The organism is Pseudomonas sp. S3_A09, from assembly GCF_054668065.1.
The window spans coordinates 2,345,213-2,370,203 of the sequence record NZ_CP162752.1; the positions used below are offsets into that span (position 1 = coordinate 2,345,213).

Consider the following 24,991-nt stretch of genomic DNA (forward strand, 5'->3'; position numbering starts at 1 on the left):
GGTGACTTGCGTCACAGCGATCCACGCTAAGACTAGCGCGAGCGGCAAAAAGTGCCCTGAGAGTGGCACCCATATTTACCCGGACCTGTTCAATAGCGCCCAAGACCTGCTGCCTTCGGGCATCGTCGTAGGGTTTGCTGATACACAATCCGAATACCCCCCTTTTTAAATGGATAGTCTGGGCTCTGACCGCATCACCCGACTTTGGTGCATTCACACACTATCAGTCCAACTGTAGACGCTCACTGAGACGACATTGCTCAATCGTCAAATATCGTTTCAACAAGTACCTGTACCCAGTCTCGTCCTGGACGCGTTCGGCGGCAAGGCACTTAGCCATCCTTTGCACAAATAAAAATGCCGACAACCCGCAGCACCGCGTCCACGGGCAACCCTGTTATTATCGCTGGCACACTTCCATGCCTCTTTACTAAGCAGATCACGAGCGAATCCATGAGCACCGACAAGACCAACCAGTCCTGGGGCGGCCGCTTCAGTGAACCCGTCGACGCCTTCGTCGCCCGCTTCACCGCCTCCGTCACCTTCGACCAGCGCCTGTACCGCCACGACATCATGGGCTCCATCGCCCACGCGATGATGCTGGCCAAGGTCGGCGTGCTGACCGACGCCGAGCGCGACAGCATCATCGACGGCCTGACCACCATTCGTGGCGAGATCGAAGCTGGCACGTTCGACTGGCGCGTCGACCTGGAAGATGTGCACATGAACATTGAGGCCCGCCTCACCGACCGCATCGGTGTGACCGGCAAGAAGTTGCACACCGGCCGTAGCCGTAACGACCAGGTGGCCACGGATATCCGCCTGTGGCTGCGTGATGAAATCGACCTGATACTGGGCGAAATCACCCGCCTGCAAAAAGGCCTGCTGGAACAGGCCGAGCGTGAATCCGACACCATCATGCCGGGCTTCACTCACCTGCAGACCGCGCAGCCTGTGACCTTCGGCCACCACCTGCTGGCCTGGTTCGAAATGCTCAGCCGCGATTACGAGCGCCTGGTCGATTGCCGCAAGCGCGCCAACCGCATGCCATTGGGCAGCGCCGCGCTGGCCGGCACCACTTACCCGATCGACCGCGAATACACCGCGCAGTTGCTGGGCTTCGACGCCGTGGGCGGCAACTCCCTGGATGGCGTGTCGGACCGTGACTTCGCTATCGAGTTCTGCGCCGCTGCCAGCATCGCGATGATGCACCTGTCGCGCTTCTCCGAAGAGCTGGTGCTGTGGACCAGCGCGCAATTCCAGTTCATCGACCTGCCAGACCGTTTCTGCACCGGCAGCTCGATCATGCCGCAAAAGAAAAACCCCGACGTACCCGAGCTGGTGCGTGGCAAGAGCGGCCGCGTGTTCGGCGCCTTGATGGGCCTGCTGACCCTGATGAAAGGCCAACCCCTGGCCTACAACAAGGACAATCAGGAAGACAAGGAACCGCTGTTCGACGCCGCCGACACCCTGCGCGACTCACTGCGCGCCTTTGCCGACATGATTCCGGCGATCAAGCCCAAGCACGCGATCATGCGTGAAGCGGCGCTGCGCGGGTTCTCTACTGCGACTGACCTGGCGGACTACCTGGTACGCCGTGGCCTGCCGTTCCGCGACTGCCACGAAATCGTCGGCCACGCGGTTAAGTACGGCGTGGACACTGGCAAGGACCTGGCGGAAATGAGCCTGGAAGAACTGCGCCAGTTCAGCGACCAGATCGAACAGGACGTGTTTGCCGTGCTGACCCTGGAAGGCTCGGTGAATGCCCGTAACCACGTGGGCGGTACTGCGCCGGCGCAGGTGAAGGCAGCCGTCGCGCGCGGCCAGGCCCTGCTCGCCAGCCGCTAGACCGCGGTTTCTGCTGCAACGCGGTCAACCCTGCGGGAGCGGGCTTGCTCGCGAAAGCGGTGGACTAGTCATCAATGTGTTGACTGATCCACCGCCTTCGCGAGCAAGCCCGCTCCCACATTTTGAGCGGCGCTCGTCGTTATTATTTTTTTGCCGCTAGCATCGCCATAAAGGCCGGCATCGCTGCCTCCCTGTCCGCCGCCACTTTCTGAGCGTTGGGCATGGCGTGCAACCTTTCCAGCAACGCCTTGGCCGCCGGCATTTCAGCCAGTAGATCCAGGCCAAACAGCTTCTCGCCCACCGCGCAGGCGAGGTTCACGCTGTACATGAAATACAGATCGGCAATGGTGAAACTCTCACCCGCCACATAGGGTGCGAACTTGCCGTGCCTGCCCAACGACCCGAAACCCAACAGCAACTCGGCCTTGGACTTCTCTTTGATCGCATCCGGCACCGGCATGCCAAAAAATGCCTCGGCGAAACAGGCGCGAGCAGGCAGTTCGATGTACAGCTCGATTTCCCGGCACAACGCCAATACCTGAGCACGCTGGAACGGCTCGGCCGGCAGCAGTGCGGGCCCTTCCTGGGTATGCTCGATGTACTCGAGGATCACGCTGGTTTCGTTGATAAAACCCTGCTTGACGCCCAGCACCGGCACCTTGCCTCGCGGGCTCACGGCCAGGGCTTCAGGGGTTTGGCCGGCGTAAAAAGGCACCTCTTCGAAAGGCAGCCCTTTTTCCAACAGCGCCAGCTTGACCATGTTGTAGTAGTTACTGACCGAGAATCCGTAGAGCTTGAGCATGTCTGTGCCTCCAGGCCGGGAAAGGGGTTGGCTGCAACTGTTATAGATCCCGGCGCCCGCCCTGACCAGCAGCATCACCTGCCTGAATGGGGGTAGACTGACGCCCTTTCCTTGAGGAGCCTGCCATGAGCGAGCCGACCGATATCGACAACGACGAAGAAGAATTCGCCGAAACCACCCTGATCGAAGCGATCGAGAACCAGATCGAAAGCGAAAACCCACCGGCTGCCAAGGCCACCTTCAACAAGCTGACCCTGGTCGGTTACGAGCGTGAAGAGATCCTCCAGCTGATGGCCCACGTGCTGGCTGTCGAGATCGATGCGCTGCTGGAAGAAGACCGCGCCTTCAATACCGAATGGTATGAAACTGCACTGCGCGCCCTGCCGGAGTTGCCACCCGAAAAGCAATAAATCCAACACGCGGCAACACACTGGACAGTTCGGCAAAGTGCGTTCACCTTATGGCCTGCTAGCCTCTAATAAATTCTTAGAAAGTCTGGAGTCCTTATGTCGTATACCCCTGAGTTGGTTGCCGAACTGGAAATCCTTGTACTCTTCCCATTGGACAGCACCAAAGAAGGTCTGAAAGTCCACCAGACCGCCGCGCCTACCGCCATCGCCGCTGCCAAGCGCCTCCACGCGAAAGGGCTGATCGACCAGCCGGACGGAGGCTACCTGACCAGCCTTGGCCGGGACGCCGCAGAGCAGGCCCAGACCCTGCTGACGATCTTGACCACTGCCACGACCAAAGAAGCCGCCTGATACCGGATACCGCCCATGGAGTCCGCTATGTGCGGATTCCGAGGGCGTTGCTGTGCAAGTGCGAAAATTCTGACGTCAAAATCCATTTCCCTCTAAACCTCCTACGCTACTGGCTGTAAACTCCTACACGGCCGCCCACGTCGGGCCCTGCGAGCCACCGAGTTCGACATGACCCGCACCCATGAAATCCGCCCCGACCTGGACGAAGGCATCGACCGCAAGGTGCTGGCCCAGCTGCGCGCGCGGTTCATGGCCCTCAATGAAGGCCGCATGGCCCGGGCCATCGAGGGGCTGACGCCGCGCCAGCAAAGCGTGCTGAACCTGTTGCCGCTGTTTTTCCACGTTAACCATCCGCTGCTGCCTGGCTATGTGTCGGGCAGTACGCCGGCAGGCCTGTCGAATTACGAACCGGACGCCCAAGCCCTCACCGAAACCCAGCGCCTGACCCGCTCGTTCTCCTACAAGCCACGCCATGGCAACCCGCCGCGACCGATCCTCGGCCTGTTCCTGATGGGCAGCCTGGGTACCCTGGCCCAGGCCGACCAGAGCGACATGGACGTGTGGGTGTGTCACGCCGCGGACCTGAGCGAGACTGAACTGGCCGAACTGCGCAAGAAATGCCAGTTGCTGGAAGCCTGGGCCCTGACCATGGGCGCCGAGGCACACTTCTTTCTGATCGAGCCGACGCGCTTTGTCCTCGGTGAGCGCGACACGCAGCTGAGCTCCGACGACTGCGGCACCACCCAGCATTACCTGTTGCTGGATGAGTTCTACCGCACCGCCATCTGGCTGGCCGGGCGCACGCCGATCTGGTGGCTGGTACCGGTGTATGAAGAGACCCGGTATGCCGAGTTCACCCACACGCTGATTTCCAAACGTTTCATCCGCGCCGATGAAACCCTCGACCTCGGCCACCTGGCGCGCATCCCCCCAGGCGAATTCATCGGCGCCGGGCTGTGGCAGCTGTTCAAGGGCATCGAGTCGCCTTACAAATCCGTGCTCAAGCTGCTGCTGACCGAGGTCTACGCCAGCGAACACCCGAACGTGCATTGCTTGAGCCTGCGCTTCAAGCGTGCAGTGTTCGCCAACCAAATGGACCTGGATGAGCTGGACCCGTACATCGTGGTGTACCGCCGCATCGAGGAATACCTCAAGGCCCGCAACGAACCCGAGCGCCTGGAGCTGGTGCGGCGCGCGCTGTACCTGAAGGTCAACCGCAAGCTCAGCGCCAGCCAGCGCACCACCAGCTGGCAACGGCTGCTGCTGGAGCGCCTGGCCCACGAATGGGGCTGGGACCAGCGCCAATTGGCGCTGCTGGACAGTCGCAGCCAATGGAAGGTACGCCAGGTCGCTTCCGAGCGGCGGGCGCTGGTCAGCGAGCTCAATTACAGTTATCGCTTCCTGACCCAGTTCGCCCGCACCGAACAGACCGTTAGCCTGATCAACAAGCGCGACCTCAACGTACTGGGGCGGCGCTTGTACGCCGCGTTCGAGCGCAAGGCCGGCAAAGTCGAGTTCATCAACCCCGGCATCGCCCCGGACCTGGCCGAAGACACCCTGACCCTGGTGCAATCGCCCAACCGCAAGGAGCCGGGCCAGCATCATTGGGGCCTGTACAACGGTAACCTGACGGCCCTGGAATGGGAGCACTTCGCGCCGATCAAGCGCAGTCGCGACCTGCTGGAGATGCTCACCTGGTGCCATCGCAACGGCGTGATCGACAGCAGCACGCGCCTGGCCTTGCACCCTGGCACCAGTGACATGACTGAATTCGAGCTGTTCAACCTGCTGGGCAGCCTGCAACAGACCATCGACCTGCCCTTGACCAGCGTGGATGAACAACGCCTGCTGCGCTCGGCAGTGCCCGAAGAAGTGTTGTTGCTGATCAACGTCGGCGTCGACCCGCTCAAGCACCATCGCGACCTGAATATCCTGATGACCACCGAGCGCACCGACTCCCTGAGTTACGCCGGTGTGCGCGACAACCTGGTGCTGACCCTGGACCAGGTCACGCTCAACAGCTGGAACGAGGTGATGGTCAGCCGCTACGACGGCCCCCACGCGTTGCTCGACTGCCTGCGCGACTACCTCAACCAGTTGCCTCCCGACCATCTGCCACGCCTGCGAGTGCGCTGCTTCTGTCACAACCGCGCGCAATTCATTGCCCAGCGCGTGGAAGAGATCTTCGACACCGCGCAGAACCTGCTGCTCAGCCAGGGTAATCACCGCTATGTGCTCCAGGTGCAGCAGCACTATCACGTCATGGAACTGATGCCGGGCCAAGCCAACCATGTATCACTGGCGACCCAGGATGCGCTGGTCGCCTACCTCAGCGAAGAACTGGCCAGCTACAGCCCTTTGCACCTGGACGCCATGGCCTTGGAAGACCACGATCTGGCAGTGTTGCTGCCGATGGGCATGGCCGATTGCGTGCAGGTGTTCTACCGCGTCAACGAGGGTTTTGCCGAGCTGTATGTGCTGGATGAATTCAACGCGCTTTGGCAGCAGCGCTTGCCGTTTCACGATGAACAGAGTCTGTTGGCGCCGTTGCAGCGTTTCTTGCAGTCGATCATTTATCGCCGGGACGCATTGTCCCCGCTGGACCCGCAAGAGCCGCTGGGCGCGGTACAGGTCTTGTATTACCAGCTATTGCCGTCGGTCAGTGGTCGCGCACGCGGCATCGAACCTCGGCCAGCGCCGCTGAACCCGACGAACAAACCGTTTTATGACGTGCAGGCAATTATCGGCAAGGCAGCGCAGGGCCAGGTAGGTATCACGCTGTACTGCAATCAGCGGGAGTTTTCCGAACTGGAATTTGGCGACCAGCTGTTTGCAGTGGTCGCCCAGGAAATCGTCGGGCAACGCCGGGAGACCGAGCGTTACCGCTGCTACATAACGGACCTGGATCTGTCCGGCCTGCTCGGCGATGTGCAAAGCCCAAGCAACCTGTACCTGCGTTACAAGGCCGAACTTGAGCTGTCGCTCAACGAGGCACTGAGCCAGATTTAGAGAGGGAAGGCGCCGCCGTCTTTAGGCTGCCCTTCAACACTGAGCAATTCCAGCTTGAGGGTCTTGCCACCCGGTGCCGGCCAGTCGATGTGCTGGCCAACTTGCAGGCCGAGCAACGCGCTGCCCACGGGTGCCAGGATCGAAATCTTGCCTTCGTCGGCGTTCGCGTCTTTCGGGTAGACCAGGGTCAGGTGGTAGTCCTTGCCGCTGCCTTGCTCACGGCAATGCACGCTGGAGTTCATGGTCACGACACCCGCAGGCACTTCATCGTGACCAACCACGTCTTCGGCGCGGTCGAGTTCGGCTTGCAACGCTTCGACGCCGGGAGATTCGTCGCCCAGGCGGTCGATCAGTTGCTCCAGACGCTGCACGTCAAGACGGGTGAGGATGATGGACGGTGCGGTGGTCATGATTCAGGCAGACTCCTTTTTTCTGCACAAAAAAGCAAAACCCCGCCAGGAAAAGGCGGGGTTCTCACGGGCCTCGATGAGTTGAGGCGTACCCGGACACTACCACAGCGTCACAAATAAACAAGACGGCCTCAGGCGCGCGCCCTGCGCTGCTCGGCTTCCGCGCAGATCAGTCGGCGCCGCGCGTCGTCGGCAGAGCGCCATTCGCGGATATCTTCCACGTGCCGGAAGCACCCGAGGCAGACTTTCTGCTCGTCCAGACGACACAAACTGATACAAGGTGACGGCACCGCCGGGCTGACATTACTGAACAACGGTTTCGGCGGGCGGACAGGTGCAGGCTGGGTCACGGTCAGATCTCGTCAAAATCCAGCTCGGCGCCGGCTTGTTCCAGAACCAGCCGCGCGAGCATTTCACTGAGCAGCTCATCGCTGGTGTCGCACTGCCAATTGTTGTCTTCTTCGTTGTAATCGAAGTGAAAACCACCGGAACGTGCAGCCAGCCACAGCTGACGCAAAGGCTCCTGGCGACTGAAGATCAGTTGAGTGCCATTCTCGAACTTGACGGTCAGCACGCCGGCCGAGTTTTCCAGGTCCACGTCCAGGCCGCTGTCGTCGAAAATATCCTCCAACGCCTGCTGGGTCGAATCCACCAGGTCGTGAAAACGGGCTTCGGTCAAACTCATTGTGGCAACCTCAAAAGTGTCTGGTTTTGCTCAAGCGCCGCACGATACGGGCGAGCCCCGCCGATTGCAAAGGATACCGATTTCAACACGATTGACGGTGTGAAAAATCCTCAAGCAGCGTAGTCCGCTTCCTGACTCTCTCGGCAAACCCCCGCCGGACGGGTATTCCAGCGCATAGGCAAGCTGGCGGGTGGTCGGTATACTCGGGCGCAATTAATGCATATTCAAGGATTTCGCCATGAAGCGCCTGATCTCTTCCCTTGCTGCGCTCGTCGCGGTCGCTTGCCTCGTTAGTGCCTGTGGTCAAAAAGGCCCGCTGTACCTGCCCGATGACAGCAAAGACCCGAATGAACAGGCGCAATCGTCGCAAAAACCATCCAAAGCGCATAAGCACGACACCTACGAATAAGGGTACTCCATGGACGCTTTTAACTACCGGGACGGCGAGCTGTTCGCGGAAGGCGTGGCGTTGTCCGCGATAGCCCAGCGCTTTGGCACCCCGACCTATGTGTATTCGCGTGCGCATATCGAAGCCCAGTACCGCTCGTTCACCGACGCCCTCGACGGCGTGTCGCACCTGGTGTGCTACGCGGTCAAGGCCAACTCCAACCTCGGCGTACTGAATGTCCTGGCGCGATTGGGCGCTGGTTTCGACATCGTCTCCCGTGGCGAGCTGGAACGTGTGCTGGCCGCTGGCGGCAAGGCTGAAAAGATCGTGTTCTCCGGCGTCGGCAAGACCCGCGAAGACATGCGTCGCGCCCTGGAAGTCGGCGTGCACTGCTTCAATATCGAATCCACCGACGAGCTGGAGCGCCTGCAGGTCGTGGCCGCCGAGATGGGCGTGCGTGCGCCGATCTCCCTGCGCGTCAATCCGGACGTCGATGCCGGGACCCACCCATACATCTCCACCGGTCTCAAAGAGAACAAGTTCGGCATCGCTATTGCCGACGCCGAGGATGTGTACATCCGCGCCGCCCAACTGCCGAACCTGGAAGTACTGGGCGTCGACTGCCATATCGGCTCGCAACTGACCACGCTGCCGCCATTCCTGGATGCGCTCGATCGCCTGCTGGCGCTGATCGACCGTCTCGGCGAATGCGGCATCTACCTGCACCACATCGACCTCGGTGGCGGCGTGGGCGTGCGTTATCGCGATGAAGAGCCGCCGCTGATTGCCGACTACATCAAGGCTGTGCGCGAGCGTATCGAAGGCCGCGACCTGACGCTGATGTTCGAGCCTGGCCGCTATATCGTCGCCAACGCTGGCGTGCTGCTGACCCAGGTCGAGTACCTCAAGCACACCGAGCACAAGGATTTCGCCATCGTCGATGCGGCGATGAACGACCTGATCCGCCCGGCGCTGTACCAGGCCTGGATGAATGTCACCGCCGTGACGCCTCGCGCAAGCAAAGCCCGCGCCTATGACATCGTCGGCCCGATCTGCGAGACCGGTGACTTCCTGGCCAAGGATCGTCAGCTCGCGCTGGAGGAAGGCGATCTGCTGGCCATTCATTCGGCCGGTGCCTACGGGTTTGTCATGAGTTCCAACTACAACACCCGCGGGCGTACCGCCGAGGTGCTGGTGGACGGTGATCAAGCGTTTGAAGTGCGTCGCCGCGAGACGGTAGCCGAGTTGTATGCTGGCGAAAGCCTGCTGCCGGAGTAAGCCATGCTGCTGCGTTTTACCAAGATGCACGGGCTGGGCAATGATTTCATGGTCCTCGACCTGGTCAGCCAGCACGCGCACATCCTGCCCAAGCACGCCAAACAGTGGGGCGACCGTCACACCGGCATTGGTTTCGACCAGTTACTGATCGTCGAGGCTCCCAGCAACCCGGAGGTGGATTTCCGTTACCGGATCTTCAACGCCGACGGTTCCGAAGTGGAACAGTGCGGTAACGGTGCGCGCTGCTTCGCGCGCTTTGTGCTGGACAAGCGCCTGACCGCCAAGCGGCAGATCCGTGTCGAGACCAAGAGCGGCGTGATCGAACTGGATATCCGCAGTGACGGCCAGATCAGCGTCAACATGGGTGCGCCACGCCTGGTGCCGGCGGACATTCCGTTCCAGGCCCCCGAGCAAGCTGCCAGCTATGCACTGGATGTTGACGGCAAGACCGTCGAGATCGCCGCCGTGTCCATGGGCAACCCCCATGCCGTGCTGCGGGTCAACGACATCAACAACGCGCCCGTGCATGAATTGGGGCCGAAGATCGAACACCACCCGCGCTTTCCGGCACGGGTCAACGTGGGCTTCCTGCAGGTGATCGACCGTACCCGCGCGCAATTGCGTGTGTGGGAACGCGGCGCCGGCGAAACCCAGGCCTGCGGCACCGGTGCTTGCGCCGCTGCCGTGGCCGCGATCAGCCAGGGGTGGATGGATTCGCCGCTGCTGATCGACCTGCCCGGTGGACGCTTGTCCATTGAGTGGGCAGGCCCTGGCCACCCGGTGATGATGACCGGGCCGGCCTCGCGCGTATACGAAGGACAGGTCCGTCTATGAGTGAGCCAATCTAATGACCGATAAGCCTCAAGTACCCGCACACGCTACCCCGAGCGACAGTCTGGAGGCCGCTGCCGTCGCGGCGTACCTTGAGGCTAATCCGGACTTCTTCGTCGAGCACGAAGAACTGCTGCCGGCGCTGCGCATCCCCCACCAACGCGGCGATACTGTGTCGCTGGTGGAGCGGCAGATGAAGATCCTGCGCGAGCGCAATATCGAAATGCGCCACAAGCTCTCGCACTTGATGGACGTCGCACGCGACAACGACCGCCTGTTCGAAAAAACCCGTCGCCTGATCCTGACCCTGATGGATGCGACCAGCCTGGAAGAAACGGTGATCGCCGTCGAAGACAGCCTTCGCCAGGACTTCCAGGTGCCCTTTGTCAGCTTGATCCTATTCAGCGACAACCCGATGCCGGTGGGTCGCTGGGTCAGCGGCAGCGACGCACAAACAGCCATCGGCGGCCTGTTGTCCGAAGGCAAGACCATCAGCGGCACCTTGCGCGAGCATGAGCTGGACTTCCTGTTTGGTGCCGAGCAGCGCAAGCAGATCGGTTCCACTGCGGTGGTCGCTCTCAGCCATCAAGGCCTGCACGGTGTACTGGCCATCGCCAGCCGCGATCCCCAGCACTACAAGAGCTCAGTGGGCACGCTGTTCCTGACCTACATTGCCGAAGTACTGGGCCGCGTCCTGCCGCGCTTCACCACCGCCCTGCGCGCGGTGCGCTAACCATGGAACGGCAACTGGACGCTTACTGCGCTCACCTGCGCAACGAGCGCCAGGTGTCGCCCCATACGCTGGAAGCCTACCGGCGGGACTTGAACAAGGTCTTGGCCTACTGTGAGAAACAACAGATCAGCAGCTGGAAGGCTCTGGATATCCAGAGCCTGCGCAGCCTGATCGCGCGCCTGCACCAGGCGGGTCAATCCTCGCGCAGCCTGTCGCGCCTGCTCTCGGCGGTACGCGGGCTCTATCACTATTTGAACCGCGAAGGCCTGTGCGATCACGACCCGGCCAACGGCCTGTCGCCGCCCAAGGGCGAACGACGTCTGCCCAAAACCCTGGACACCGACCGCGCCCTGCAATTGCTGGATGGCGCCGTCGAGGATGACTTCCTGGCCCATCGCGACCAGGCCATCCTGGAGCTGTTCTATTCATCTGGCCTGCGTCTGTCGGAGCTGACTGGCCTGAATCTCGACCAATTGGACCTGGCGGACGGCCTGGTGCAAGTACTCGGCAAGGGCAGCAAGACCCGCGTGCTACCGGTGGGCCGCAAAGCCCGGGAAGCCTTGCAACTGTGGCTACCGCTGCGCCTGCTGACCAATCCCGCGGATGACGCGGTGTTTGTCAGCCAGCAAGGCCGGCGCCTGGGGCCACGGGCGATTCAAGTGCGGGTCAAGGCCGCCGGTGAGCGCGAGCTGGGTCAGAACCTGCACCCACACATGCTGCGACACTCCTTTGCCAGCCATATGCTGGAATCGTCCCAGGACCTGCGCGCGGTTCAAGAGCTGCTCGGCCACTCCGACATCAAGACCACGCAGATCTACACCCATCTGGATTTCCAACACCTGGCAACGGTGTACGACAGCGCCCATCCACGGGCCAAACGCATCAAGGGCGGCGACTCATGAGTATCAAGCTGATCACTTTCGACCTGGACGACACGCTCTGGGACAACGTACCCGTCATCATCAGCGCCGAAGCGTCGATGCGCGAATGGCTGACGGTCAACGCTGCGAAGGTCGGCGATTTGCCGCTGGAGCACTTCGCCAGTCTTCGCCAACAGGTGCTGGAGCGCCATCCCGAGCTGAAACACCGGATCAGCCTTTTGCGTCACAGGGTGTTGATGCATGCGTTTGAAGAGGCTGGTTATCCACAGCCTGAGGCCACGGAAATGGCGGATGTATGCTTCGAGGCGTTCATACACGCGCGCCACCAACTCGCCCCCTTCCCCGAAGCGGAGCCCATGCTCAAAGCCTTGCGCCAGCACTTCTTGCTGGGGGTGATCACCAACGGCAATGCCGACGTGCAGCGCGTGGGCCTGGCGGACTACTTTCACTTTGCCCTGCGCGCTGAAGACATCGGCATCGCCAAGCCGGATGCGCGACTGTTTCAAGAAGCGTTGCAACGCGGTGGCGTGGATGCCAGCGCAGCGGTGCATATTGGCGATCATCCAGGGGATGACATTGCCGGGGCGCAGCAGGCGGGGCTTCGGGCGGTGTGGTTCAACCCGACGGGTAAGGTTTGGGAAGCCGATAAGCGCCCGGATGCAGAGGTTCGCAGCTTGGCCGAATTAGCGCCTTTGCTGGCTGGCTGGAAATAACGCCCATGAAAAAGCCCGCAGCGACGGCGGGCTTTTCCCTACAAGCTGGTGACTGACCTCAGATAGGTCGGCTGCCGTACTTGTTATCAGGCTTCTTCGGTGGATCTGCCACCACGTTGGCCTCGACTTCCTGCACTTTGCCGCCTTTAGCGAGGAATTCTTCCATCGCACGGGCAAGGGCATCACGCTCTTTGTTCTTGGCTTCAACGCTCGGCAATTCATCTACCGACACAGCAGCCTTGGCTTTGCCCTTGGCAGCCGGGGCAGGTGCGTCATCGCCACCGTCGTCGTCAGCCACGTCTTCCGCCGCCGCTTCCAGACCTTCTTCGGTGTCGTCGTCGTCACCTACTTCCAGGTCGTCGTTTTCCAGATCATCGTCGCTCATGTTCTACCTCATGACTTGCGAAAAGCAGATTAGTTATAGCCCAGCTTCACCTTCTGTCGACGGCTGCCGGAAAAAAATCAACATCCACGGGATAACCAGTGGCTTATGCCCCATCACCCTGCAAGGTGGCGAGGACTTTACGAGCACCGCCATGATCACGGTGCTCGCCCAGATAAACACCTTGCCAGGTCCCCATCGCCAAGCGGCCGGCCTTCACCGGCAAACTCAGCTGGCAGCCCAGGAGACTGGCCTTGAAGTGCGCCGGCAGGTCATCCGGACCTTCGTCGTTGTGTTCAAACCCGGCAAGGCCTTGCGGCACCAGCGCGTTGAAATAACGTTCGAAGTCACGGAGAACCGCCGGGTCGGCATTCTCGTTCACGGTCAACGAGGCCGAAGTGTGTTGCAACCACAGATGCAACAAGCCCACGCGACAGGCCTTCAACTCAGGCAAGCCGGCCAGCAACTCATCGGTCACCAGGTGAAAGCCCCGGGGCTTGGCCCGCAGGGTAATCAAGGTCTGTTGCCACATACAGTTCTCCGCCCATCGGCGCGCATTCTAGCGCGCTCTGGGAAAAAACAAAGTGCCGAATACGCCTACATGCCTGTAAGACATTGGCACGCGGAAAAGTGCCGGGTGAACCTCATCACAAACTCGACGAAAAAACCGACACAGCGTGTTATGACTGACAAACGCCAGGCAAAAAAATGCCCGGCAAGCCGGGCATCTTTTTTATGCGTACTTACAAGTTGTAGCCGCGCTCGTTGTGTTGCGCCAGGTCGAGGCCGACGGCCTCCTCTTCTTCGGTCACCCGCAGGCCCATGACCATGTCCAGCACCTTGAGGATGACGTAGGTCACGATCGCCGTGTAGATCACAGTGAAGCCAACGCCTTTGCACTGGATCCAAACCTGCGCGGCAACGTCAGTCACGGTGCCGAAGCCGCCCAGCGCAGGGGCTGCGAACACACCGGTGAGAATCGCACCGACGATACCGCCGATACCGTGCACGCCGAACGCGTCCAGGGAGTCGTCGTAGCCCAGCTTGCGCTTGAGGCTGGTGGCGCAGAAGAAGCAGATCACACCGGCAACCAGGCCGATCACCAAGGCGCCCATCGGGCCCACGGTGCCAGCCGCTGGGGTGATGGCTACCAGGCCCGCCACCACACCCGAGGCGATGCCGAGTGCGCTTGGCTTACCGTGGGTGATCCACTCGGCGAACATCCAGCCCAGCGCTGCAGCAGCGGTAGCGATCTGGGTAACCAGCATTGCCATGCCGGCAGTGCCGTTGGCCGCAGCCGCGGAACCAGCGTTGAAGCCGAACCAGCCGATCCACAGCATGGCTGCGCCGATCAGGGTGTAACCCAGGTTGTGCGGAGCCATTGGAGTAGTCGGGAAGCCTTTACGCTTGCCGAGCACGATGCACGCCACCAGGCCAGCCACACCCGCGTTGATATGCACCACGGTGCCGCCGGCGAAGTCCAGCACGCCCCAGTCCCACATCAGGCCACCGTTGCCGCTCCAGACCATGTGCGCGATCGGCGCATAGACCAGGGTGAACCAGATAGCCATGAAGATCAGCATCGCGGAGAACTTCATACGCTCAGCGAAGGCACCGACGATCAGCGCCGGGGTGATGATCGCGAAGGTCATCTGGAAGGTGATGAACACCGCTTCCGGGAACAGCGCTGCAGGGCCGGTGATGCTGGCCGGGGTCACGCCCGCCAGGAACGCCTTGCCCATGCCGCCGAAGAAGGAGTTGAAGTTGACCACACCCTGTTCCATACCGGTGGTATCGAACGCGATGCTGTAGCCGTATACGACCCAGAGGATGCTGATGAGGCCGGTGATCGCGAAACACTGCATCATCACCGACAGAATATTCTTGGAGCGGACCATGCCGCCGTAGAACAGCGCCAGGCCAGGGATGGTCATGAACAGCACCAAAGCGGTGGCGGTCAACATCCAGGCGGTGTCGCCGGAATTGAGGACTGGAGCAGCCACTTCGTCTGCCGCCATGGCCAGGCTTGGCATTACGATGGACAACAGGGCTCCGAGCCCTGCGAATTTACGCAGAGTCATATTGTTTTCTCCTGGGGCGTTGGGGTTTGGCGGCTTAGATTGCGTCGGTATCGGTTTCGCCGGTACGGATGCGAATAGCCTGTTCCAGATTGACCACGAAGATCTTGCCGTCACCGATCTTGCCGGTGTTGGCGGCCTTGGTTATCGCCTCGATAACCCGGTCAAGATCCTTGTCGTCAATGGCGACATCAATCTTCACCTTCGGCAGGAAATCGACCACGTATTCCGCGCCGCGATACAGCTCGGTATGACCCTTCTGCCGACCGAAGCCTTTGACCTCAGTAACGGTAATGCCCTGCACGCCGATCTCGGACAACGACTCGCGTACATCGTCCAACTTGAACGGCTTGATGATGGCAGTGACTAGCTTCATGAAAACTCTCTCCCGAATTGGTGGACTTGCCCCAGGAAAACAAACCCGTCTCAAGTCTAAGCGCAGTGCCTGGCTTTGTAACGCGTCGTCGCCTCGGCATTTGCCTTTGCGACGCCAGCGAACCACTGGTGACGAAACCTGTACCCCTGATCCGTCGGCGCACTGCATTCGTCACAGCGACTGCATCAGTGCATGGGTCATGTTCGTCTAAGCAGAAACCTTGCCAGCTCCGTAAAAATCACTGAAATCAGTCCTTTGCCCACTTATCCCCACCTGCGAGGCTTTTGGGCGACGGCAATGCGCACAAAAACAGTGCGTAGCCGCCCGACCCTCTGCGCGAAAAGCGTGCGCCCGCCGTCGTGAAAAAGACTATAGACGCTGCGTGATACACTGCCGGCCAACAGTTTTCCGGAATATTTCCCATGCTCGCGCCCAAAGACCTCCTCGACGCCCTGAGCGGCCACGCCTCTCGCCTGTTCAGCGGTGACACCCCATTGCCCCGCAATGAAATCGAAAGCCAATTCAAGGCCTTGCTGCAAAGTGGTTTCAGCAAGCTCGACTTGGTGAGCCGCGAAGAATTTGATAGCCAGATGGTGGTACTTGCCCGCACGCGTGCGCGGCTGGAGAGCCTGGAGGCAAAAGTCGCGGAACTGGAAGCGCGATTGACGCCAGCGGGCGAATAACCGGCATCAACCGGTCCCTGTGGGGCTTGCCGGCCCTCGACCGGCGCCTGCTGAAAATACAATTCAGCTTTTTACTGGTGGTGCTCGGTGGCCGCTGCAACCAACTCGCCGTGGCGTGGTGGGCCTTGCAGGAAACCGGTTCCGCCGTCGTCTTCGCCAACATGATCGCCTGCTCCATCGCGGCGCAGGTGCTGGCCCGCCCTCTGCTGGGATGGCTGGGCGACAAGTACAACAAGATCCTGATCCTCAGGCTGGTTTCCCTGACCAGCGTGTTGACCGCGCTGTTGATGTTTTTTCTGTCTGCGACGCAGCTGTTCAACCCCTGGAGCGTCGGCGCCCTGATGCTCATCAGCAGTGCCGTCGCCGGTGTGCGCGAGCCGCTGCAGTCGTCGATCATTCCATTGTTTGCGCGTGACGATCAGGTCTCACTGGCCGTGCGCACCAAAAGCATGCTGTCGTCCATTTCCAACCTGCTCGGGCCAGCCATGGCCAGCGCGTTGATTTTCAGCTTCGGTACCCCGCTGGCGTTTGCCGTCGACTTCATTGCGATGCTTGGCGCGGCAGTGTTGATCGCATCCATTCCACTCCACCTCGGCGCCAGCGCCCCAGATGAACCTGAACCGACCTCCAGCGGCTGGCGCATGATTTACTCGGGTTTCAAGGCGGTCTATGGGGTGAAGGTCGAGTTCTACCTGGCTCTTGTGGCGATGCTCGTCAACTTTGCCCTGTTTCCATTTTTTACCATCCTGCTGCCGCTGTACGTGAAGACAGTTATCCACTACCCGATCACCTACCTCGGCCTGCTGGATGCGTGCTTCGGCCTGGGCATCCTGGCGGGCAGCTACACGATCACCGGCTGGTTGACCCAACGGGTACCCCGCGACCTGTGTGTCGCGGCAGGCTTTGCACTGTTGGGGGGCAATATGTGGCTGGCCGGCGCGCTCTCATCGATAGTCGTCGTGCCCCTGGCGTTTTTCTGTGGCGGGGTGGGCCTGATGCTGATCAACATTCCGACCTCTGCCGTGAGATTACTGGCGACCCCCAAGCAGCACCGCAACCGGATCTTCGCCACCGTGTCCTTTCTGTCCGCGGCAGCCAGCCCGCTGGGCAGTTTCGCCATGAATGGCCTGATCGCCAACCTCGGTGTCACCCTGACCATCACGTCGCTGGGGGCGATGGTGCTGGGGTTGTCACTGCTGGTGTTCCTGATTCCCGATTTCCGCACCTTCATGCGTGCCCCGGACACCCAACTCAACGGCGCCTATCTGGATAAGTATCCCAACGCCTTTGCACGTTGATACGTCCTGTAAAAGTCTGATTCGTTGCCCATGCGTTCCCTCGACTACCTTTGAGAAACCGCAGGAAGCGGCCTCAATTCTTCAAGGAACGAGCATGTCCCTCGCCATCGTCCACAGCCGTGCCCAAATTGGCGTCGAAGCTCCCGCCGTCACCGTCGAGGTGCACATGGCCAATGGTCTGCCGTCCCTGACACTGGTGGGTTTGCCGGAAACGGCGGTCAAGGAAAGCAAGGACCGGGTGCGCAGCGCCATTCTCAATTCTGCCCTGCAATACCCGGCCCGCCGCATCACCCTGAACCTGGCGCCTGCCGACCTGCCCAAGGACGGCGGGCGTTTTGACCTGGCGATTGCCTTGGGAATCCTCGCGGCCAGCGTGCAGGTGCCGGCGTCGATGCTCGATGAGGTGGAATGCCTGGGAGAATTGGCCCTGTCCGGCGAAGTGCGGGCAGTGAAAGGCGTGTTGCCGGCAGCATTGGCGGCGCGCAAGGCGGGGCGCACCGTAATCGTGCCGCGGGCGAATGCGGAAGAAGCCTGCCTGGCGTCGGGGTTGAAAGTGCTCGCCGTGGATCACTTGCTGCAGGTGGTGGCACACCTGAACGGACATCAGCCTATCGAGCCCTACCAATCCGACGGATTGCTGTATCTGAACAAACCTTACCCGGACCTGAGCGAAGTACAGGGCCAGCTCGCCGCCAAGCGCGCACTGCTGATCGCGGCGGCGGGGGCGCATAACCTGCTGTTAAGCGGCCCGCCCGGCACCGGCAAGACATTGCTCGCCAGTCGCCTACCGGGTTTGTTGCCACCGCTGAGTGAGCAGGAAGCCCTGGAAGTGGCGGCGATTCAATCGGTCGTCAGCGTGGCGCCACTCAGTCATTGGCCGCACCGACCGTTTCGCCAGCCGCATCATTCGGCGTCGGGCCCGGCGCTGGTGGGAGGCGGGTCAAAGCCGCAACCGGGAGAAATCACCCTGGCCCATCACGGCGTGCTGTTTCTGGATGAGCTGCCGGAGTTCGACCGCAAAGTATTGGAGGTGCTGCGCGAGCCACTGGAATCAGGGCACATCGTGATTTCCCGTGCCCGCGACCGCGTGAGCTTCCCGGCCCGCTTCCAACTGGTCGCCGCCATGAACCCCTGCCCATGCGGGTACCTCGGCGAACCCAGCGGACGTTGTCGCTGTACGCCGGAGCAGATCCAGCGCTATCGCAACAAGCTCTCCGGGCCGCTGCTGGACCGCATCGACTTGCACCTCACTGTGGCGCGAGAAACCACTGCGTTGAATCCTACCCAGCAGGCAGGCGATAACACAGCCGAGGCGTCGGCACGGGTCGCCCAGGCCCGCGATCGCCAACAACAACGCCAAGGCTGCGCGAATGCTTTCCTTGATCTGCCGGGGCTACGCAAGCACTGCAAGCTGGCGAAGGTCGACGAATGCTGGCTGGAAAACGCCTGTGAGCGGCTGACGCTATCCCTGCGCGCAGCCCATCGGCTGCTCAAAGTGGCACGCACCCTAGCCGACCTTGAGCACACCGATAGCATCAACCGGGCGCATCTGGCGGAAGCGTTGCAGTATCGGCCCGCGGCTGTTGGCTAGGGTGACTGTGGAAAGTCCAGCAGCAACCGCGCCACTTCCATCACTTCATCCAAGGCCGCTTCGGCCGACTCCGTGGAGGGCTGGAGCATCAGGTCGTCGGCGTAGCCCATCGCCACTGCAAAGATTTGGCGGGCAGCGCGTTGTGGCGAGTCACAACGCAGGACATTGGCAGCGACACCTCGCTCGATCACTTCGGCGAGCATGCCTTGCCATTGAGCATTGATCACCAGGTAAGCCTGGGCCATTTGCGGGTCTTGCATCGCTTCGTCCCAGGCATCCAGCCACAGCGCCCAGCCTGCATCGGCGGTGCTCGGAAGGCAGTCACGCAAAAAACCCACAAAGGCATCCAGCGGGGGGGCTTCTGCCAGAGGCGCCCGTACTTCGTCCAACTGCTCATTGGCAAACCGCACGAAGGCTTCGCGGCGCAGCTCCTTCCAATCACTGAAGTAGTGATAAACGTGGCTACGGGACAGCCCGGCATGTTCGGCCAGGTCGCGGGTGGACACATCGGCAAACCCCTTGCTGCGAAACAACTCCAGGGCGGCGGCGATGATCTGGTCTTTACGGTCGATACGCGACATGGCAATTCCTTTCGGCACCGGCAGATAAGCGGCGCTTGCTTTTTGAGCGATCGCTCAAGGATACTTGAGCAGTCGCTCAATAATAGCGTCTATCATCCCTTTGGTGCACCCATGACATCCGTCACGCCTCAAATCCTGATCGAAGAAAGCAAGAAAATCGGCCAGCAATCCGCCGGCCAGACCCTCAAAGCGATCGCCAAAGCCTATCCCGGCAAGCTGTTCGGCACGCTGTCATTGGTTGCATTGGAAAATGCCCTGCTGCTGGCATACCCGTTGTTTGCCGGGTTTGCGGTGGATGCAATCATTCGGGGCGATGCCAGCAACGCTCTGTTCTACGCCGCCGTGGTCCTGGCGTTCTGGGTCGTCGGCGCGGCACGCCGGGCGCTGGACACCCGAACCTTCACCCGGATCTACGCCGACCTGGCGGTGCCGGTGATTCTGAACCAGCGCCTGCAGAATCACAGCACCTCCAAGTCAGCGGCACGGGTGGTGCTCGCACGAGAGTTCGTCGACTTCTTTGAGAAACACGTGCCGATCATCGCCACGGCGCTGGTATCGATTATTGGTGCGGCGGTGATGCTGATCGTGATCGAGCCCTGGGTCGGTCTCGCGTGCCTGGGCGCACTGGTGCTGTGTATCACGCTGTTGCCGCGCTTTGCCCAACGTAACCAAGCGCTGCATGAGCGCCTGAATAATCGCTTGGAAAAGGAAATCGGCCTGGTGGAAAAAGTCGGTGCGCCGACCCTGCGACGCCACTACCAGGTGCTGTCTCGCCTGCGGATCTGGCTGTCAGACCGCGAGGCCGCTGCGTACCTGTTTCTCGGCACGCTGGCTGCCTTGCTCTTCGTGGTCGCCATCAGCCAGTTGGCCTTGTCCCCCGCAGTCAAGGCCGGTCATGTGTATGCGGTCATGACCTACCTGTGGACCTTCGTCACCAGCATGGACGAAGCCCCTGGCATGGTCGACCAACTGGCGCGCCTCAAAGACATCGGCAAGCGCGTGGACCCAGGGCTGGGCGACCGCTAGGTCTCAACGAAACCGATCCACTTCATGCCGCAGGCCCGCCGCCAGGGTCTCCAGTTCCTTGGCCGTGATCGCCAGGTTCGACACCACCTCGCGCTGCTCGCTGTTGGCCAGCGCAATGCTCTGCAGGTTGCTGCTGAGCAAAGTCGCGGTGCTGCTCTGTTCCTGGGTGGCGGTGGTGATCGCAGCGAACTGCTGACCGGCCGAGCGGCTTTGCTCGTCGATACGCGCCAGGGCCGACGCCACATCGGCGTTGCGCGACAGGCCTTCCTGCATCAATACGTTGCCGCGCTCCATGGTGCTGATGGCGTTGCCGGTTTCCTGCTGGATGCTCTGGATCATCCCGGAAATTTCGTCGGTGGCCTCACGGGTACGCGACGCCAGGTTACGCACCTCATCAGCGACCACGGCAAACCCACGACCCTGCTCACCTGCCCGTGCGGCTTCGATGGCGGCGTTGAGTGCCAGCAGGTTGGTTTGTTCGGCGATCGAGGTGATCACGCCGACGATCCCGCCAATTTCCTGGGAACGCTGGCCCAGGGTGTTGATCACCGTAGCCGTGCTGTTGAGCGCGGCGGCGATGTGTTCCAGGGACGACGACGCTTCTTGCATCGAGTTGCGCCCGATACGGGTTTGCTGGGCGTTTTCCTGGGCGAGGCGTTCGGTGCTGCCCATGTTATCGGCGATGTTCAGCGACGTGGCGCTGAACTCTTCCACTGCACCAGCCATGCTAGTGATCTCACCGGACTGCTGCTCCATGCCCTCATAAGCACCACCGGATAACCCAGACAACGCCTGGGCACGGCTGTTGACCTCTTCGGCTGCCTTGCGGATATGCGAGACCATGGTCGACAGCGCTTCACCCATCTGGTTGAAGCTGCGCGCCAACTGGCCGATTTCGTCATGGCTGGACACATTCAGGCGTACGCTCAAGTCCCCCGCACCCAGGGCTTCGGCCTGGCGCACCAGGTCGCCCAACGGCGCCAACTTGCTACGCAGCAACCAGACCGTTGCGCCGACCGCCAGCAGCATGGCAAGCACGCTGCCGATCACCAGGCGGATGCCGACGTCCCAGGTCACCGAGCGAATCTCGGCCTTGGGCATGCTCGCGACAACTGCCCACGGCCCGCCGTCGAAGGGCACAGAGACGCTGTAGAATTCTTCGTTCTTGTCCGCCCAGAAGCGACCTTTGCCTGGTGTTTTGGCCAGGTCCAACATCACTGGAACCGCCTGGTCCAGCGCCTGCACGCCAGCCGGGGGCACCAGCCAGCGCTTCTGCTCGTCCAGCAGGGCCAGGGAGCCGGTCTGGCCGATACGGAAGCGCTTGAGATTCTCGAACTGGGCATTCTGCGCATCGGTGTAGTCAAAACCGATGAACAGCACGGCGATGACCTGACCGCTGCTATCACGCACGGGGCTGTATTGGGTCATGTAGGAGCGGTCGAACAATACCGCCCGGCCGATGTAGGTCTGCCCGCTGAGCACACGCTGATAAGCCGGGCCTTGGCGATCCAGGACCGTACCGATGGCGCGGTTACCATCCTGTTTGGTCAACGACGTGCTGATGCGGATGAAGTCTTCGCCGCTGCGTACAAACACCGTGGCCACGCCGCCGGACATCTGCTTGAACTCATCCACATCCTCGAAGTTGTTGTTCAACACCTCGCTGCCCAGATACAGGCTCGGGGTCTGCACACCGGCCACGGTCACTGGTTGGTCTGCACGCACACTCAAACCGGCACCAAAACGCTTTTCGAACAGCCCGCTCAAGCGCTGGGTACTCTCGCGCAAGGTGCCGTGGAAGGTGTTGAGTTGATCGGCAAGCAAGCGCGCCTCGCTGGCCAGGTGTTCCTCGCGGGTGGCGAGGTTGGCGGAGTCGAGGGAACGCAGAGCAAACACAGTACTGCCGCTGATGACGACAGCCAGAATCACGGCGAGTGCGAGGCCTAGCTGTGAGGCTATCCGAGCGCGAGGTTGAGTCATGAAGGCTCCTGGCCGAGGCCAGGATCATCCTGATCTCATAGCGTTGCTCGGCAAATTATCTGGTGGGAAACGTTGGTGCACGATTGTTCCAACACACCTTCTTCGGCTGGGCGAAGCAATACTTGAGCGAATCACAGGGGTATCACGCAAACGATTGCACGAACGCTCTGCAACCACTCAATCGAGACGTTCGACTGAAGGCAACGCCATCGCCTTGACCTCCGCCTGGAGAAACTCCGCCAAGCGCCGCAGCCGCTCACCGCCGGGGCGGGTCTTCGGCCACACTAGGTAATAACTTTCACCACTGGCTACGGCTGTTGGCCAGGGCAGGCTCAATCGGCCCTGGGCCACGTCTTCGGCCACCATCAGCAGGTCACCCATGGATACGCCGTAACCCCGCGCAGCGGCGATCATGCCCAGTTCTAGGGTATCGAACACCTGCCCGCCCTTGAGCGACACCTGGGATGACAAGCCCATGCGCTCCAGCCAGTTGCGCCAATCACGACGGTCAGGCGTGGGGTGCAGCAACTCGGCGGTGGCCAGGCGCTCGACATCCCAGGGTCCATCCTCCAGCAGGTTGGGGGCGCCCACCGGAATCAGCAATTCCGGGAATAGATAACTGGCCTCCCAATCCGCCGGAAAATGGCCGTAGCTCAGCAGCACGGCGCAGTCGAAGGGTTCCTGGTTGAAGTCCACCTCGTCCACACTCATCCAGGCGCTGGTCAGTTGCACCTCATTGCCGGGCTGCAACGCACGGAACCGGCTGAGCCGCGCCAACAGCCAGCGCATGGTCAGGGTGGACGGTGCCTTCATGCGCAGGATGTCGTCTTCGGCATTCAAGGTATGGCAGGCCCGCTCCAGCGCGGCGAAACCTTCGCGCACACCAGGCAACAACAGACGCGCCGCCTCGGTGAGCTGCAAGGTGCGGCCGCTGCGCTGGAACAGGCGGCAGGCGAAGTGATCTTCCAATGTGCGGATGTGTCGGCTCACCGCACTTTGCGTTATAGACAGTTCCTCCGCCGCACGGGTGAAGGAATTGTGCCGCGATGCCGCCTCAAACGCGCGAAGGGCATAAAGGGGAGGAAGGCGACGTGACATTTGGCAAGCTCCTACAAGCAATGCCGTAACGTACCAGATTCATCAGGCATGAGTTTTAGTCATGTGAACGATCGCATTTATCCCTTTGTGCAATGCGCTGAGAGCGCCGAGAATCAACCCTCCCTCAACCCTTCGACTATTCGAGCGTGATGATCATGCAGCATCCGGCACGTACCGAACTCTGGGCCATTCTGCGGCTGTCAGGGCCGTTGATTGCCTCACAGTTGGCGCACATGCTGATGGTGCTGACCGACACCCTGATGATGGCGCGCCTGAGCCCCGAAGCCCTGGCCGGTGGCGGCCTGGGCGCGGCAAGCTATTCGTTCGTGTCGATTTTCTGCATCGGCGTGATTGCCGCCGTGGGCACCTTGGTGGCAATCCGTCACGGCGCGGGGGATATCGAAGGCGCCACCCGCCTGACCCAGGCCGGACTGTGGCTCGCCTGGCTGATGGCCTTGGCGGCCGGCTTGCTGTTGTGGAACCTCAAGCCGCTGCTGCTGCTGTTCGGCCAGACCGAGACCAACGTGCACTCGGCGGGGCAATTCCTGACGATCCTGCCGTTCGCCCTCCCGGGTTTCCTGAGCTTCATGGCCTTGCGCGGCTTCACCAGCGCGATTGGCAAGGCCCAGCCGGTGATGGTGATCAGCCTCGGTGGCGCGGTGGCCAACTACCTGCTCAACCATGCGTTGATCGAAGGCATGTTCGGCCTGCCGAAACTGGGCCTGATGGGCATCGGACTGGTCACGGCCGTCGTCGCCAATGGCATGGCGTTGGCGCTGATGTGGTACATCCACCGCAACCGTACCTATGCGGCGTACCCGTTGAGCACCGGCCTGCTGCGCCTCAATACCCAGTACCTGCGCGAGCTGTGGCGCCTGGGCCTGCCGATTGGCGGCACTTATGCGGTGGAAGTCGGGTTGTTCGCGTTTGCGGCGCTGTGCATGGGCACCATGGGCAGCACGCAGTTGGCGGCGCACCAGATCGCGCTGCAAATTGTCTCGGTGGCGTTCATGGTGCCGGCGGGGATGTCTTACGCGGTGACCATGCGTATCGGCCAACATTACGGCGCTGGGCAGTTGCTGCAGGCACGCCTGGCCGGGCGCGTCGGCATCGGATTTGGCGCAGCGGTGATGTTGGGATTTGCCGCCGTGCTGTGGCTTTATTCCGATCCTTTGATCGGATTGCTTATCGACCATAACGACCCGGCCTTCCATGACGTGATCGTCCTGGCCGTCAGCCTGCTCGCTGTCGCCGCCTGGTTCGAGCTGTTCGACGGTGTGCAAACCATCGCCATGGGCTGCATTCGCGGGCTCAAGGACGCCAAGACCACCTTCCTGATCGGCGCGGGTTGCTATTGGTTGATCGGGGCACCGTCGGCCTGGCTGATGGCCTTCACCCTGGGCTGGGGACCGACCGGCGTATGGTGGGGCTTGGCGCTGGGCCTGGCGTGCGCGGCAGTCAGCCTGACTTGGGCATTTGAAGCGAAGATGAAGCGCATGATTCGGCGAGAGCCTGAAACCTACAGCACGTTGCAAGCAGCTCAGCCGGATTGAAGGCTG

The 24,991-nt window shown here is 61.3% G+C and carries 26 protein-coding genes; 15 read left to right on the forward strand and 11 right to left on the reverse strand.

The features are described from left to right. Nucleotides 1–453: 453 nt before the first annotated feature. Nucleotides 454–1,848, forward strand: coding sequence for an argininosuccinate lyase (argH, locus tag AB4N92_RS11180; RefSeq protein ID WP_236266743.1), 1,395 nt, complete (start codon nucleotides 454–456; stop codon nucleotides 1,846–1,848). Nucleotides 1,849–1,990: 142 nt separating this feature from the next. Here argH and AB4N92_RS11185 read toward each other — a convergent pair whose 3' ends face one another. Beyond that, entirely contained in the window at nucleotides 1,991–2,650 is a 660-nt protein-coding gene (locus tag AB4N92_RS11185; RefSeq protein ID WP_010207440.1) for a glutathione S-transferase family protein, read from the reverse strand. A gap of 125 nt (nucleotides 2,651–2,775) precedes the next feature. Between AB4N92_RS11185 and AB4N92_RS11190 the strand changes: the two genes are divergently transcribed. The 3 genes from AB4N92_RS11190 to AB4N92_RS11200 all read left to right on the forward strand — a co-directional run bounded on the left by AB4N92_RS11190 (nucleotide 2,776) and on the right by AB4N92_RS11200 (nucleotide 6,420). Further along, nucleotides 2,776–3,060, forward strand: coding sequence for a hypothetical protein (locus AB4N92_RS11190; RefSeq protein ID WP_010207441.1), 285 nt, complete (start codon nucleotides 2,776–2,778; stop codon nucleotides 3,058–3,060). Nucleotides 3,061–3,156: 96 nt separating this feature from the next. Continuing rightward, entirely contained in the window at nucleotides 3,157–3,411 is a 255-nt protein-coding gene (locus AB4N92_RS11195) for a TIGR02647 family protein (protein WP_010207442.1), read from the forward strand. Nucleotides 3,412–3,579: 168 nt separating this feature from the next. Next, nucleotides 3,580–6,420, forward strand: a complete 2,841-nt coding sequence (locus AB4N92_RS11200; protein WP_236266744.1) for a class I adenylate cyclase — start codon at nucleotides 3,580–3,582, stop codon at nucleotides 6,418–6,420. Here AB4N92_RS11200 and rnk read toward each other — a convergent pair. The 3 genes from rnk to cyaY form a co-directional block, all read right to left on the reverse strand. Then, a complete protein-coding gene (rnk, locus tag AB4N92_RS11205) occupies nucleotides 6,417–6,830 on the reverse strand; it encodes a nucleoside diphosphate kinase regulator (RefSeq protein WP_010207444.1) in 414 nt (137 codons plus the stop codon). The genes AB4N92_RS11200 and rnk overlap by 4 nt on opposite strands. Nucleotides 6,831–6,961: 131 nt before the next feature. After that, a complete protein-coding gene (locus AB4N92_RS11210) occupies nucleotides 6,962–7,180 on the reverse strand; it encodes a DUF1289 domain-containing protein (protein WP_010207446.1) in 219 nt (72 codons plus the stop codon). A gap of 2 nt (nucleotides 7,181–7,182) precedes the next feature. Continuing rightward, on the reverse strand, nucleotides 7,183–7,515 hold the full coding sequence (gene cyaY, locus AB4N92_RS11215) for an iron donor protein CyaY (protein WP_010207448.1): 333 nt from the start codon (nucleotides 7,513–7,515) through the stop codon (nucleotides 7,183–7,185). Nucleotides 7,516–7,753: 238 nt separating this feature from the next. On the opposite strand from cyaY, the gene lptM reads away from it, so the two are divergent. Genes lptM through AB4N92_RS11245 form a run of 6 tightly spaced genes read left to right on the forward strand, consistent with a single transcriptional unit; the run spans nucleotide 7,754 to nucleotide 12,339 of the window. Then, nucleotides 7,754–7,924 (forward strand): LPS translocon maturation chaperone LptM, encoded by a 171-nt coding sequence (gene lptM, locus AB4N92_RS11220; protein ID WP_010207449.1) that lies wholly within the window; start codon nucleotides 7,754–7,756, stop codon nucleotides 7,922–7,924. Between the two features lie 9 nt (nucleotides 7,925–7,933). Further along, complete coding sequence (gene lysA, locus AB4N92_RS11225) at nucleotides 7,934–9,181, forward strand: diaminopimelate decarboxylase (protein ID WP_042570932.1); 1,248 nt, start codon at nucleotides 7,934–7,936, stop codon at nucleotides 9,179–9,181. A gap of 3 nt (nucleotides 9,182–9,184) precedes the next feature. After that, nucleotides 9,185–10,015, forward strand: a complete 831-nt coding sequence (dapF, locus tag AB4N92_RS11230) for a diaminopimelate epimerase (protein WP_010207451.1) — start codon at nucleotides 9,185–9,187, stop codon at nucleotides 10,013–10,015. A 13-nt stretch (nucleotides 10,016–10,028) separates the two neighbouring features. Then, on the forward strand, nucleotides 10,029–10,745 hold the full coding sequence (locus AB4N92_RS11235; protein WP_010207452.1) for a DUF484 family protein: 717 nt from the start codon (nucleotides 10,029–10,031) through the stop codon (nucleotides 10,743–10,745). A gap of 2 nt (nucleotides 10,746–10,747) precedes the next feature. Then, the gene (gene xerC / locus AB4N92_RS11240; RefSeq protein WP_010207453.1) at nucleotides 10,748–11,647 is read left to right on the forward strand and encodes a tyrosine recombinase XerC; all 900 of its coding nucleotides are present in this window, start codon (nucleotides 10,748–10,750) and stop codon (nucleotides 11,645–11,647) included. Further along, the gene (locus AB4N92_RS11245) at nucleotides 11,644–12,339 is read left to right on the forward strand and encodes an HAD family hydrolase (protein WP_010207455.1); all 696 of its coding nucleotides are present in this window, start codon (nucleotides 11,644–11,646) and stop codon (nucleotides 12,337–12,339) included. The genes xerC and AB4N92_RS11245 overlap by 4 nt, the downstream gene beginning before the upstream one ends. A gap of 58 nt (nucleotides 12,340–12,397) precedes the next feature. On the opposite strand, the gene sutA is transcribed toward AB4N92_RS11245, so the two are convergent. The 4 genes from sutA to glnK all read right to left on the reverse strand — a co-directional run bounded on the left by sutA (nucleotide 12,398) and on the right by glnK (nucleotide 15,175). Then, nucleotides 12,398–12,724 carry a transcriptional regulator SutA gene (gene sutA, locus AB4N92_RS11250; RefSeq protein WP_010207457.1) on the reverse strand — a complete coding sequence of 109 codons (327 nt, stop codon included), beginning with the start codon at nucleotides 12,722–12,724 and terminating at the stop codon, nucleotides 12,398–12,400. Between the two features lie 103 nt (nucleotides 12,725–12,827). Beyond that, nucleotides 12,828–13,253: a secondary thiamine-phosphate synthase enzyme YjbQ gene (locus AB4N92_RS11255; protein WP_010207458.1), complete on the reverse strand. Its 426-nt coding sequence runs from the start codon at nucleotides 13,251–13,253 to the stop codon at nucleotides 12,828–12,830. A gap of 211 nt (nucleotides 13,254–13,464) precedes the next feature. Then, nucleotides 13,465–14,802: an ammonium transporter gene (locus AB4N92_RS11260; protein WP_010207459.1), complete on the reverse strand. Its 1,338-nt coding sequence runs from the start codon at nucleotides 14,800–14,802 to the stop codon at nucleotides 13,465–13,467. Between the two features lie 34 nt (nucleotides 14,803–14,836). Then, the gene (gene glnK, locus AB4N92_RS11265; RefSeq protein ID WP_002555808.1) at nucleotides 14,837–15,175 is read right to left on the reverse strand and encodes a P-II family nitrogen regulator; all 339 of its coding nucleotides are present in this window, start codon (nucleotides 15,173–15,175) and stop codon (nucleotides 14,837–14,839) included. Nucleotides 15,176–15,597: 422 nt separating this feature from the next. Here glnK and AB4N92_RS11270 point away from each other — a divergent pair, with 422 nt between their 5' ends. From AB4N92_RS11270 to AB4N92_RS11280, 3 genes are all read left to right on the forward strand, one after another. Beyond that, complete coding sequence (locus AB4N92_RS11270) at nucleotides 15,598–15,858, forward strand: accessory factor UbiK family protein (RefSeq protein ID WP_010207460.1); 261 nt, start codon at nucleotides 15,598–15,600, stop codon at nucleotides 15,856–15,858. 26 nt (nucleotides 15,859–15,884) lie between these two features. Beyond that, nucleotides 15,885–17,156, forward strand: a complete 1,272-nt coding sequence (locus AB4N92_RS11275) for an MFS transporter (RefSeq protein ID WP_010207461.1) — start codon at nucleotides 15,885–15,887, stop codon at nucleotides 17,154–17,156. Between the two features lie 94 nt (nucleotides 17,157–17,250). After that, nucleotides 17,251–18,747: a YifB family Mg chelatase-like AAA ATPase gene (locus tag AB4N92_RS11280; RefSeq protein ID WP_010207462.1), complete on the forward strand. Its 1,497-nt coding sequence runs from the start codon at nucleotides 17,251–17,253 to the stop codon at nucleotides 18,745–18,747. Here the strand turns inward: AB4N92_RS11280 and AB4N92_RS11285 are convergent. After that, a complete protein-coding gene (locus AB4N92_RS11285) occupies nucleotides 18,744–19,328 on the reverse strand; it encodes a TetR/AcrR family transcriptional regulator (protein ID WP_044288170.1) in 585 nt (194 codons plus the stop codon). The genes AB4N92_RS11280 and AB4N92_RS11285 overlap by 4 nt on opposite strands. 111 nt (nucleotides 19,329–19,439) lie before the next feature. On the opposite strand from AB4N92_RS11285, the gene AB4N92_RS11290 reads away from it, so the two are divergent. Continuing rightward, nucleotides 19,440–20,354, forward strand: a complete 915-nt coding sequence (locus tag AB4N92_RS11290; RefSeq protein ID WP_176331943.1) for an ABC transporter six-transmembrane domain-containing protein — start codon at nucleotides 19,440–19,442, stop codon at nucleotides 20,352–20,354. Between the two features lie 3 nt (nucleotides 20,355–20,357). Here the strand turns inward: AB4N92_RS11290 and AB4N92_RS11295 are convergent, their stop codons facing one another. Together AB4N92_RS11295 and AB4N92_RS11300 are read right to left on the reverse strand one after the other, a co-directional pair. Then, nucleotides 20,358–22,334, reverse strand: a complete 1,977-nt coding sequence (locus AB4N92_RS11295) for a methyl-accepting chemotaxis protein (RefSeq protein WP_010207466.1) — start codon at nucleotides 22,332–22,334, stop codon at nucleotides 20,358–20,360. A 177-nt stretch (nucleotides 22,335–22,511) separates the two neighbouring features. After that, nucleotides 22,512–23,432 (reverse strand): LysR substrate-binding domain-containing protein, encoded by a 921-nt coding sequence (locus AB4N92_RS11300; protein ID WP_460130094.1) that lies wholly within the window; start codon nucleotides 23,430–23,432, stop codon nucleotides 22,512–22,514. Between the two features lie 149 nt (nucleotides 23,433–23,581). Here AB4N92_RS11300 and AB4N92_RS11305 point away from each other — a divergent pair, with 149 nt between their 5' ends. Further along, complete coding sequence (locus AB4N92_RS11305) at nucleotides 23,582–24,985, forward strand: NorM family multidrug efflux MATE transporter (RefSeq protein ID WP_010207471.1); 1,404 nt, start codon at nucleotides 23,582–23,584, stop codon at nucleotides 24,983–24,985. Nucleotides 24,986–24,991 lie beyond the last annotated feature (6 nt).